Here is an 11,277-nt window from a genome sequence, read left to right on the forward strand (position 1 = left end):
GCCTCAATGCGGTTTGGTAACACAACCGCGTCGCCTGCATCGCGAGCAAGCCCGCTCCTACAATTTTGGCAATCGCCCATCAATCACTTGATACAGCCCACTGCCCACTGGCCAGTTACGCATGAAGCGCGCCCGGTCCCGGGCATAGGCCGGAGCAAAGCTGCTCAACGAACGGTGCTGGCACATCGAATCCAGATCGATCAACGCCCAGCGGCCGTCATCCCAGAACACGTTATGCCCCTTGAGATCGCCGTGGCTGATGCGCTCGCGAATCAAATCGGCAAACAGGACATCCAGCGCCTGCAACTCGGATTCGGGGGCATCGCCGTGCTCGATATAAGGTGCAAAGCGCTCGATGATATCCGGGCCGGGCAAGTACTCGGTCACCAGATACGCCTTGCAGCGCAGCCACAAAAAGCGGGTTTCCAGCAACGCCAGCGGTTTGGGTGTGGCAATGCCCAAAAACGCCAGTCGATTGCCCTCGCGCCAGGAATGCCAGGCCCGGCTCGGGCGCCAGAAGCGCTTGAGCCAATGGGCGAAGCCTTTGATGTTGTAGCGTTTGACCACCAGCGCGCGACCCGCCACGTCGACTTTACCAACGCTGGCCGCGCCGCCGGTCTTGTACAGGTGACTCTGCTCCAGCAGGTCATCGGCCCTGGCCAGCACCGGCAGCATCACCGCTTCTTCTTCGCGACGGATGGCGCGCAAGGCAAAGGCCCCACGCTGCACGCTAAACAGCGTGCACTCGCGTCCGACCTTGTTCAGAAAATCGTTCAAGCGCCAGGCACGGACTTTTTCGACCTGTTTGAGCAGAGCTTCCAGCGGCAAGGCGTGCTCGCCGTTGCTCAGCAGGTAATGCACCAGCAGCTCTTCGATAAACGGCTCAAGATTTTTCGGCAACTGGGCGAAAAACACGCCGAGATTTTCCAGCACCTTATTGCGCGACAGCGGCTTGCCCGGCTGCTCGGCGCAAATCCCCGCACCGTCGATCAAATACAAGCGACCGTTCTGACGCAGCAGGTTGTCCAGGTGCAGGTCTTCTTGCCACAACCCCTTGAGGTGCATTTGCCCGATCGCCGACAACGCATCAGCCAAAACTGCCTGCTGCTCGTCTGCCAGCAGAGGCAGGTCCTGCACGGCGCTCCAGGCCTCGGCCAGGCTCTCGGCCTGCTCCAGAAACTCGAACAGCAGCCAGCCGCCCTCGCCTGCCTGCAAGCCATCGGCCAGCAGTAACGGGGTGGTCAGGCCTTGCTCGGCCAACAGCCGCACGCCTGCCAGCTCACGCTCAAAATTACGCGCGGCCTTGCTGCCCACCAACAACTTGGCCAGCACCGGACGTCCGCGCCATACACCGGCGCCGACATAACGCTGGCCGGGCAACACGCGCAGCAAACTCAACAGTTGCAACTGCGCAGGCCCGGCCGCGTCCGCCAGGGTTATGCTGAGCGGCAGTTCGGGCGCACGCCCGGCTTTGTGCAATTCGGACAAGCGCATCAGCGGCTCTCCTTGTGACTGCGACGCAGATTCAGGCGGCGAAACCACGCCTCAACCAGGCTACTGTCGAGCGGTTGCTCCAGATACGCGGCAAGCAAGGTGCGCACCTCGGCCTCGGTCCAGACCCGGGCCCGGCGCAACAAGGGCTCGATATCCTTGACCCGGTCACGCTGACCCAGCAACAAAGGCCGGGTTTTTTCCAGGTCGATCAATTGAGCGCGATAGCCTGAGCCCTCGGGCTGCAAAAAAATGTGCTTGGGATAGAAACAACCGTGCACCTGGCGTGCGGCATGCAGACGCCGCGCCAGCTGCCCGCAGGCTTGCAAAATCTTCTGCTGCTGCTCGGCTGTCAGCTGCGGCCATTGCTCCAGCAGCGAATCCAGATCATTCCAGCCGTCCAGCGCACGGGTCATCAGGATCGCCCGGCGCTCACCCGGCGCCTTGCGTTCACCAAAAAATACCGCGTCCAATGCCGGAATACCCATCTGCTGATAGCGCTGGATATTACGAAACTCACGGGCAAAACTCGGCTCACCCAACGGGCTGTACAGCGTGCGAGTCAGGTAGTTGTTCTGGCGCTTGAGGTAAAACCCCTGGCCTTCAAGGTCCAGGCGAAACACGCTGCTCCAGCCACCACCGCTGGTGTTGGGCTCGTCAACCGCCTCAAGCTGCAAGGCCCATAAGGCATCGAAGTCAGCCAGTCCGTTGCGCTCCAGCAACGTCCGGTCGGCGGCCGCCAAAAAATCAGTCATTCCCGGCCCTCAAAAAAACGCACGATATGACGGACCCGTTTTTTGTCCGCCGCATTGAGCCTAGAACGCCCGGTGTATTGAAGATAGAAACGCAGGCGCTGAGTCGCAGACAGCTGGTATTTGGCCACTTTGTCGAGGCACGCCAGGTCTTTGGTGATGCGGTACTTGAGCCAGAATCCACGCCAGAAATCGCCATTGGGGCAGTCGATCAAGAACAGTCGGGCCTGATCGTCGATCAGCAAGTTGCGCCACTTCAGATCGTTATGAGTAAAGCGGTGATCGTGCATGATCCGCGTGTAACGCGCCAACTGGCGGCTCAAGCCATCCACCCAGGCACGGTTCTTGAGCAGCGGGTCATTATGCTCGGCCAGCTCGGACAGGTCCCGGGTGTTCGGCAGCTCGCGGGTGATCAAGGCCCCACGATCATAGGCCGCGCCGCGCCGCTCAAGGCCCCAGGCCACCACTTCGGCGGTCGGGATCCCCCACTTGGCGAAACGCTTGAGGTTCTGCCATTCGGACTTGACCCGTGGCCGCCCCAGATAGCGGCGCAACCCCTTGCCGGCGCCGGTGTAGCGCTTGACGTAGTAGTTGACGCCCTCGCGCTCGACACGGATGACATCCGACAAAGGATCCCGGGTCAGATGCTCGCCCTGCAGGGCGAAGACCGCGTCCAGAGTGCCAAAGTCGTCTGCCAATGAGCTGTAAGCCGGTTCCAGATTCCAACCCGCCATTACAGTGCATCCCCGTAACGCAGTTTGCGTGCGTAGAGCTTTTTCGCCTTGCCTTCCAGCCACGCCAGCAGGCGGGCTTCTTCGCGCAGGATCTGACGCAACGGCAATTGGAAGTAGCCGCGCAAGAACCGCAGCTTGTCACGCTGGGTCAGGCCAATGTCCAGCGCAGAGAAATACAGCGCTGCCAGGTCTTTGTTGCGCCAGCGCTTGCTGATCACGGTGTGGGTCTGGGCACGGTGCAAATCGATCACCGACAAACGAAAGTCTTCGGCGGTCACCGGCTTATCGGTGTGCAGCAAAAAGTGGCAAATGTAGCAATCGCGGTGGTTAACGCCGGCACGATGCATCATACCGGTCATACGGGCCACTTCTGCGATCAGAGCATGCTTGAGCTTGGGTTGCGGCGGCTGCGCGATCCAGTTGAGGCTGAAATCTTCGAGGCTGACCGTGGGTGCCAGCTCTTCGGTGATGATGAACGAGTGCTGTGCGGCCGGATTGCTGCCTTTTTCGCCATAGGCGACTGCGGTCATGGTCGGTACGCCGACTTCGTGAAGGCGATTGATTGCCCGCCACTCCTGACCAGCGCCCAGCACCGGCAACTTGGCAGTCAGCAGGTTTTTAAACACTTCACCCCAGCCAATGCCACGGTGAATTTTTACAAAGAAACCACGCCCGTCGACTTCGGTACGCAAGGTACGCCGGCCTTCCAGCTCGCGGTAAACCTCGCCTTCCAGACGCTCGACTTCGGTGAACGCATCGCGTCCAGCCCATAAGCTTTTGAACGGTTCGGCAAGAATCAGTTTCATCAGTGTTGCTCCGCCAGAATCACATCCGCAGCATGCTGCGGCATGCTATAGAGGTCGGCCGTCTGCGCGTAGGCCAGGCCGTTTCGGCTCCAGGCCGCACGCGCAGCATCATCGGACAACATATGGGTCAGGTACTCATTGAGTTGTGCCTGCTCGAACGGCTCGTCCAACACCCGACCACTGTCGGCATCGCTGATGTAGTGGGCGTAGCCGCATACCGCACTGACCAGTACCGGCAAACCCGCCACCAAAGCTTCAAGCAATACGGTGCCGGTGTTTTCGTTGTAAGCCGGATGGATCAGCACGTCCGCGCCCAACAGGAAACGGGGGATATCGCTGCGGCCCTTGAGGAACCGCACGTGATCACCCAGCCCCAGTGTGGCGCTCTGTAACTGAAAGACTTTGGGGTCGTCCTGACCGATTACAAACAGCCGGGTGCGTTTTTTAAGCTCGGCGGGCAACGCCGCCACGGCTTTAAGGCTGCGATCCACGCCCTTGGTCTTGAACCCGGAGCCGATCTGCACCAGCAACAGATCGTCGTCGTCCAGCTTGAACTCGCGACGGAATTCAGCCCGGATTTGCGCTGCATTCGGCGGCGCACGACGGTCCAGCGCAATACCCGGGGGCAGCAAATGGAAGCGCTGCAGCGGCGTGTCGTAGTACTTGATGAACAACGGCTGCTGGACTTCGGAAATCATCAGGATTTCGGTCTTGGCGTTCTTGTCGAACACCGCGCGCTCGTACTCGGCAAAGTGCCGATAACGTTTGAAGTAGCGATACATCGAGTGGCGCAGGTTCTGCGCCTTGTCTTCAAAACAGCCGTCGGCCGCGTAGTAAACGTCCAGCCCCGGCATTTTGTTAAAGCCGATCAGGCGGTCGACCGGGCGCTTGGCCAGGTCTGCCTGCATCCAGGCCAGCATTTTTTCGTTGCGGGTGTGATTGAAGAACGCCTTGACCGGCGCTACCAGCACTTCAAAACCCGGCGGGATGTCACCTTCCCAGATCATGGTGTACACACGGATCTGGTGCCCGCGCTTCTGGCACTCCAGCGCAATGCGCATGAAATCGCGTTGCAGCCCGCCAAACGGGAAATATTTGTACAGCACAAAAGCCAGTTGCATCAGCGCAGTTCCTCAGCCAGTAACAACGTGCTTAATCGACTCGCGACACGCTCGGGATTCAAACGAGTGAAACACAAAGGCCACTCGGTTTTCAGGTCAAACCGCTGCTGATCCTGCGCAGTCGGCTGGTAAGTGCATTTTTTCTGCAGGCACGGCGCGCACGGAAAGTCGCTGGCAAGGTGGATTTGTGCCTTGCCATAGGCGCCGGTCAGGCCGGGGTTGGTCGGACCGAACAAGGAAATCGTCGGCACATCCAGAGCCGCGGCCAAATGACCCAGGCCGGTATCGACGGCCACACAGGCGCTGGCACTGGCCAACACTTTGGCAACTCCCGCCAGGTTCAGCTTGGGCAATACCACGGCGTTGCCCAGGCCATTGGCAATACGTTCGGCACGGGCTTTTTCTGCCGGGTTGCCCCAGGGCAAGCGGACTTCGACGCCCATATGCCCCATCCGCAGGGCCAGATCGCGCCAATACACTTCAGGCCAGTGCTTGGTGTCCCAGGTCGTACCGTGCAAAAACAGCACATAAGGTTTGTTACGCGGCAACTCCACCAGCCTGTCGACATCCAGTCCGTAATCGCCCAGACCTTTGGGCAAGTCATACCCCAACGCCAGGGCGAACAATTGGCGCAAGCGCTCCACCGCATGCTGCCCGCGGGCCACGGCCAGACGACGCTGGTAAAAGCGGCTGGCCAAGGGTTCACGGGCGGAGTTCTGGTCAAGGCCCGCCACCGGGGCTTTCACGTAACGGGTCAGCCAGGCACTTTTGAACAGGCCTTGAGCGTCGATCACCAGGTCGTAATGCTCGGCGCGCAGGCTTTGCTTGAAGCGTCGCCATTCGCCGCTCTTGAAGGTTTGCCAGAGGTTCTTGCGCCAGCGGCGAATCGCCACCGGGATCACCTTGCCCACGGCCGGGTGCCAGGTCGGGATTTCGGCAAAGCCTTCCTCCACCACCCAGTCGAACGTGATCCCCGGGATCGCCCGTGCCGCATCGGTCAAGGCCGGCAAGGCATGAATCACATCTCCCAGGGACGAGGTTTTCACCAACAGAACGCGCACCTATTGAACCTCGACCGGTGAGCCCTGCAAGCGCTGCAGGGCTTCAACTACCGACTGCGGCATCAATTCACGCAGGCAGTTGTAGTGACCAAAACGGCAGGTCCGGTCAAAACAGGGACTGCATTCAAGGCCTAACCGCACGATTTCGACCTTGTCCGCCAGCGGCGGGGTGAAACCGGGTGAGGTCGAGCCATAGACCGCCACCAGCGGGCGGTTGAGCGCTGCGGCCACGTGCATCAGGCCCGAATCGTTGGACACCACGGCGTCGGCGCACGACAACAGGTCAATGGCTTCGGCCAGCGAGGTTTCGCCGCTGAGGTTGACCGACTCTTCGCGCAGACCCGGGATCAGCCGGGAGCGGATATCTTCGCCCACGCCGTGGTCGTTTTTCGAGCCGAACAGCCACACCTGCCAGCCTTCGCGGATCTTTTGCTCGGCCACTTTGGCGTAGTGCTCGGATGGCCAGCGCTTGGATTCGCCAAACTCGGCACCAGGGCACAGCGCCAGCACCGGGCGGTCCAATGCCAAGCCAAACTTGGTCAGGGCCGCATCGCGGCTCACCGGGTCAATCTGCAGGTCAGGACGCGGGTACGGCTTGGACAGTTCGGCCCCCGGCTCATACGCCAGCGCCATGAAACGCTCGATCATCAGCGGATAACGCTGCTTGTCGAGGGTGCGTACATCGTTGAGCAGACCGTAGCGGAATTCGCCGCGCCAGCCCGTGCGCTTGGGAATAGCGGCAAAAAACGGCACCAGGGCCGACTTCAGGGAATTGGGCAGCAAGATGGCCTGATCGTATTGGCCCTTGAGGGACTTGCCGATCTTGCGTCGCGTGGCCAGTTCGAGCGCACCGTGGCCGAGCGGAAAGCTCAAGGCTTGGCGAACCTCAGGCATGCGTTCAAGGATGGGCCGGCTCCACTCGGGGGCCAGCACATCGATTTCGCATTGCGGGTGGCGCTGTTTGAGGCACTGGAACAGTGTCTGCGCCATCACCATGTCACCGACCCAGCTGGGCCCAACGATCAGAATATTCATAAGTTTCCATAAACAAGCAAGGGAGGCATTTGCCTGATACTCGTCAGTCAAGGGCAATCAACTGCAGGAGCGAGCGTGCTCGCAATGGCCTGATGAGCGCCGCGTTTATACCGTAAACACGCGTTATCGTTAACGACCATCGCGAGCACGCTCGCTCCCACAGGGACAACGCCCCTCTCAACTGACGGGTATCAGGCTTCGCCTCCCCGCTTTGATGCCATATGCCTTTATTTGACCAGTGTACGCCACTCTGGGTGGGCCGTCGTTTTGCCGGTCACCAGATCGAAGTAAGCCTTTTGCAGTTTTTCGGTGATCGGACCACGACGGCCGATACCAATCAGGCGGCCGTCGACTTCACGGATCGGCGTCACTTCAGCGGCCGTACCGGTGAAGAACGCTTCGTCGGCGATGTACACCTCGTCGCGGGTGATGCGTTTTTCAACAAACTTGAAACCAAGCTCAGTGGCCAGGGTCAGGATCGTGCTGCGGGTAATGCCGTTCAGGCAGGCCGTCACGTCCGGGGTGTAAATCACGCCATCCTTGACCAGGAATACGTTTTCGCCCGAGCCTTCGGCCACAAAGCCTTCAGGGTCCAGCAACAAGGCTTCGTCGGCACCACCGGAAATCGCTTCCTGCAGGGCCAGCATCGAGTTGATGTAGTGACCGTTGGCCTTGGCCCGGGTCATGGAAATATTCACGTGATGGCGGGTAAAGGAGCTGGTACGCACCTTGATCCCGACTTCAAGCGCTTCGGCACCCATGTAGGCGCCCCAGCTCCACGGCGCGATGATCACGTGAACCTTCAGGCCGGTTGCCCGCAGCCCCATGGCTTCGGATCCGTAGAACACCATCGGGCGAATGTAGGCGCTGTCGAGGTTGTTTTCACGCACCGCTACGCGGGTCGCTTCGTTGATTTCGTCTTTGCTGAACGGGATCTTCATGCCCATGATGTGGGCCGAGTCGAACAGGCGGTCAGTGTGCGCCTGCAAGCGGAAAATAGCCGCGCCCTGCGGGGTTTCGTATGCGCGCACACCTTCAAACACGCCCATGCCGTAATGCAGGGTATGGGTCAGCACGTGGGTTGTTGCATCACGCCACGGCACCAGCTTGCCGTCATACCAGATCACACCATCACGATCAGCCATCGACATCATTACGCTCCTCAAAGAATCCAGCACCTGTGCCATGAGGCTTCAGGCAAGTTGGACGGGCCTTATGGACCCGCCGGATACGTTTTACAGCTTTAATTCTGTGTTCCAGCTTGAGCCTTGGAGAACAGGCTCAATCCCAGCTCGGACCAAATGCGTCGCACGTGTTGACGCTCGACGACAAATTGATCCCCCGTCACCACCCCGGCCTCCTTCTGCAAGGCTTGCCGGTGAGCGACGGCGCGAAAGGCCTTGTAAGCCTCGCGCAACAGGCTGGCATCGGTGACGGGCATCAGCCCGACCTGTTCCAGCCCTTCCAGAATGCGGATGTTGTCGGTGTAGCGCAGTAACGCCGGGTGTTCCCTGGACCATGCCAAGGCCGCGTATTGCACCATAAATTCAATATCGACGATACCTCCCGCGTCCTGCTTGAGGTCGAAGGGCACCGAGGCCTGGAAGGCATTTTCGCCGGTTCCGGCAGCGGTGATACGAGTCCCGAGGTTATCGCGCATTTTGGCCCGCATCTCGCTGACCTCCTGGCGTAATGTCGGCAAATCCCGCTCGCGACCCAGCACGCTGGCGCGCACTTTTTCGAAAGCCGCCCCCACCTGCTTGCACCCCACCAGCACCCGCGCCCGCACAAGCGCCTGGTGCTCCCAGGTCCAGGCTTCGTTTTGCTGATAGCGCTCAAAGGCCCCCAGCGAACTGACCAGCAACCCCGAAGCACCCGAGGGACGCAAACGCATGTCGACGTCATACAGTTGACCGGAGTTGGTTTGTGCGGTCAGCAAATGGATGATCCGCTGCCCCAGGCGAGTAAAGAACTGCGCGCTGTCGATCGGCTTGGCACCGTCGGTTTCAGCGTTCGGATCCCCGTCGTGAATAAACACCAGATCCAGGTCCGAGCCATGCCCCAGCTCAATCCCGCCTACCTTGCCGTAACCCACGATAATAAAGCCGGGATCACACAGGCTGCCGTCCGAACGCTGCGGGGTCCCGTATTTGGCGACAGTCTGGCGCCAGGACAGCGCCAGCACTTGCTCCAGAATCGCCTCGGCCAGCCAGGTCAGGTAATCGCTGACCTTCATTAAAGGCAAGCTGCCGGCGATTTCCGAAGCGGCGACCCGCAGCCGGTGGGCCAACTTGAAGTTACGCAAAGCCTCCATCTGTTGCTCAAGGTCATCTTCGGGAATGCGCGTCAGCCGCTCGCGCAACTCGGCCGCCAGCTCGGGTGCCAAAGGGGGTTTAAACAAACGGCCCTCGTTGAGCAGCTCATCGAGCAGCAACGGGAAACGGGTTATTTGCTCGGCAATCCACGGGCTCGCCGCGCACAGGGTCAGCAAGCGGCGCAGCGCATCGGGGTTTTCGGTCAACAACACCAGGTACGCCGAACGCCGGGCGACGGCCTCGACCAGCGGCAGCACCCGCTCCAGCACCAGATCAGGGTTGGCGTGCTCCACCGCCTGGGCCAGCAAGCGCGGGATAAAAGCATCCAGCCGCTCCCGCCCAAGGCGTTGCATAGCCCGCAATTGCGGGCTGGAGCGTAGGCTTGCCAGTTGTTTGAGCGCATTGGGCGCGTCGACAAACCCGGCTTCCTGCAACTGAGCACAGGCAGCGGCATCGTCCTGCACTTCTTCCCATAGCGGCAGCCATTCACCCCCGACGATCATTTCACCGTCGTCGATATCATCCTCATCATCCGGGTCGGCGATGACCTGACGGAAATGCCAGTCGATGCGCCCACGCCATATCATTAACTGCTCGTGGAAGGCCGCCCAGCTGTCGAAGCCCATCATGAACGCGATGCGCGCCTGGTCCTGCGCCGTGTCCGGCAGCATCTGGGTCTGTCGGTCGCCAATGGCCTGAATCGCATGTTCGGTGTAGCGTAAAAACTCATAACCTTCACGCAACTCACTGATGACGGCAGGCGGCAAATAGCCCTGACCTTCAAGGATCCCCAGCACTTTAAGCAGCGGTCGCTGTTGCAGGCTGAGGTCGCGCCCACCGTGGATCAACTGGAACGCCTGGGCAATAAACTCGACCTCACGAATCCCGCCGGCCCCCAGCTTGATGTTGTCGGCCATGCCCTTGCGCCGCACTTCCTGCTGAATCAGCTGCTTCATGGTGCGCAGCGCTTCAATCGCCGAGAAGTCCAGGTAGCGCCGATAAACGAACGGCCGCAGCAAATCGAGCAACTGCGCGCCCATCACCTGATCCCCAGCCACCACCCGCGCCTTGATCATGGCGTAACGTTCCCAGTCACGGCCCTGATCCTGGTAGTACTGCTCCAGCGCATTGAAACTCAGCACCAGCGCGCCTGACGAACCATACGGCCGCAAACGCATGTCGACGCGGAACACGAATCCGTCGACGGTCATCGGGTCCAGGGCCTTGATCAGCCGCTGGCCGAGGCGGATAAAGAACTCCTGATTATCCAGCGCACGTTTGGCCCCGACTGTTTCACCGCCTTCGGGGTAGGCAAAGATCAGGTCAATGTCCGAAGACAGGTTCAGCTCCACAGCGCCGAGCTTGCCCATCCCCAGCACCACCATCTGCTGTGGCTCGCCACTGCGGTGCCCGGTGGGCGTGCCGAACTGCTGGCAATGACGCTGATACAACCAGCGGTAAGCCTGATCAATGCACGCATCGGCCATGTCCGACAAGTCGCGGCAGGTTTCGATCAAGTCGGCCTGGCGCGTCAGGTCGCGCCAGATGATCCGGATTTGCTGACGCGTACGTTGCCGGCGCAACTCGCGCCCCAGTTCGTCATCGGTGCCGGTCTGCTGGACAGCCTCGGCAATCTGCCCGCACAACTCACCCGGCCTGAAGCTGCGATCCAGTTCTCCGGAACGCACCAGCGCCAGTAACATCAAAGGGTCACGCAATGACTGTTCAATAAAGAAGTCGCTGGCCGCGCTGACCCGGTTGAATTCAGCCCATCGCTCAGCCGACCAGTCCTCCAGCGCCGTTTCGCCTTCAGACCCGGCTACCGCCGCACGCCAGGACTGTTCGGCACGACTGACCAATGGCAATAAAAGGGACGGAATGGCAGCAAGCGAGGGAAGGCTCATGGTCTATCCTTGATCGGCGAAGGTGATGCCGAGTACGGTGACAGGAAGAAACAGCGGT

General features: G+C 60.4%; 9 protein-coding genes. All 9 read right to left on the minus strand.

Going from position 1 to position 11,277, the window contains the following annotated elements; genetic code table 11:
- Positions 1 to 57: 57 nt before the first annotated feature.
- The 9 genes from DQN55_RS20370 to glnE all read right to left on the minus strand — a co-directional run bounded on the left by DQN55_RS20370 (position 58) and on the right by glnE (position 11,219).
- A complete protein-coding gene (locus DQN55_RS20370; RefSeq protein WP_048382811.1) occupies positions 58 to 1,494 on the minus strand; it encodes a lipopolysaccharide kinase InaA family protein in 1,437 nt (478 codons plus the stop codon).
- Positions 1,494 to 2,246 (minus strand): lipopolysaccharide kinase InaA family protein, encoded by a 753-nt coding sequence (locus DQN55_RS20375; protein ID WP_048382813.1) that lies wholly within the window; start codon positions 2,244 to 2,246, stop codon positions 1,494 to 1,496. Before DQN55_RS20375 ends, DQN55_RS20370 begins: the two co-directional genes overlap by 1 nt.
- Complete coding sequence (locus tag DQN55_RS20380) at positions 2,243 to 2,977, minus strand: lipopolysaccharide kinase InaA family protein (protein ID WP_048382815.1); 735 nt, start codon at positions 2,975 to 2,977, stop codon at positions 2,243 to 2,245. The genes DQN55_RS20375 and DQN55_RS20380 overlap by 4 nt, the downstream gene beginning before the upstream one ends.
- Positions 2,977 to 3,783 carry a lipopolysaccharide core heptose(I) kinase RfaP gene (rfaP, locus tag DQN55_RS20385; protein ID WP_048382817.1) on the minus strand — a complete coding sequence of 269 codons (807 nt, stop codon included), beginning with the start codon at positions 3,781 to 3,783 and terminating at the stop codon, positions 2,977 to 2,979. Before rfaP ends, DQN55_RS20380 begins: the two co-directional genes overlap by 1 nt.
- On the minus strand, positions 3,783 to 4,904 hold the full coding sequence (locus DQN55_RS20390) for a glycosyltransferase family 4 protein (protein WP_048382819.1): 1,122 nt from the start codon (positions 4,902 to 4,904) through the stop codon (positions 3,783 to 3,785). Before DQN55_RS20390 ends, rfaP begins: the two co-directional genes overlap by 1 nt.
- Positions 4,904 to 5,965, minus strand: a complete 1,062-nt coding sequence (waaC, locus tag DQN55_RS20395) for a lipopolysaccharide heptosyltransferase I (RefSeq protein WP_048382821.1) — start codon at positions 5,963 to 5,965, stop codon at positions 4,904 to 4,906. The genes DQN55_RS20390 and waaC overlap by 1 nt, the downstream gene beginning before the upstream one ends.
- Positions 5,966 to 7,000, minus strand: a complete 1,035-nt coding sequence (gene waaF, locus DQN55_RS20400) for a lipopolysaccharide heptosyltransferase II (protein WP_048382823.1) — start codon at positions 6,998 to 7,000, stop codon at positions 5,966 to 5,968. It abuts the gene before it with no gap.
- Between the two features lie 227 nt (positions 7,001 to 7,227).
- The gene (locus tag DQN55_RS20405; RefSeq protein WP_048382825.1) at positions 7,228 to 8,151 is read right to left on the minus strand and encodes a branched-chain amino acid transaminase; all 924 of its coding nucleotides are present in this window, start codon (positions 8,149 to 8,151) and stop codon (positions 7,228 to 7,230) included.
- A gap of 92 nt (positions 8,152 to 8,243) precedes the next feature.
- Positions 8,244 to 11,219: a bifunctional [glutamate--ammonia ligase]-adenylyl-L-tyrosine phosphorylase/[glutamate--ammonia-ligase] adenylyltransferase gene (glnE, locus tag DQN55_RS20410; protein ID WP_048382826.1), complete on the minus strand. Its 2,976-nt coding sequence runs from the start codon at positions 11,217 to 11,219 to the stop codon at positions 8,244 to 8,246.
- Positions 11,220 to 11,277: the final 58 nt, after the last annotated feature.

The organism is Pseudomonas taetrolens (genome assembly GCF_900475285.1).
In the GTDB taxonomy this organism is placed as follows: Bacteria; Pseudomonadota; Gammaproteobacteria; order Pseudomonadales; family Pseudomonadaceae; genus Aquipseudomonas; species Aquipseudomonas taetrolens.

Excerpts from the sequence above, each read along its gene's own strand:
- DQN55_RS20370 (WP_048382811.1), bottom strand. The coding sequence starts at position 1,494 with ATGCGCTTGTCCGAATTGCACAAAGCCGGGCGTGCGCCCGAACTGCCG.
- DQN55_RS20375 (WP_048382813.1), bottom strand. The coding sequence starts at position 2,246 with ATGACTGATTTTTTGGCGGCCGCCGACCGGACGTTGCTGGAGCGCAAC.
- DQN55_RS20380 (WP_048382815.1), bottom strand. The coding sequence starts at position 2,977 with ATGGCGGGTTGGAATCTGGAACCGGCTTACAGCTCATTGGCAGACGAC.
- rfaP (WP_048382817.1), bottom strand. The coding sequence starts at position 3,783 with ATGAAACTGATTCTTGCCGAACCGTTCAAAAGCTTATGGGCTGGACGC.
- DQN55_RS20390 (WP_048382819.1), bottom strand. The coding sequence starts at position 4,904 with ATGCAACTGGCTTTTGTGCTGTACAAATATTTCCCGTTTGGCGGGCTG.
- waaF (WP_048382823.1), bottom strand. The coding sequence starts at position 7,000 with ATGAATATTCTGATCGTTGGGCCCAGCTGGGTCGGTGACATGGTGATG.
- DQN55_RS20405 (WP_048382825.1), bottom strand. The coding sequence starts at position 8,151 with ATGTCGATGGCTGATCGTGATGGTGTGATCTGGTATGACGGCAAGCTG.
- glnE (WP_048382826.1), bottom strand. The coding sequence starts at position 11,219 with ATGAGCCTTCCCTCGCTTGCTGCCATTCCGTCCCTTTTATTGCCATTG.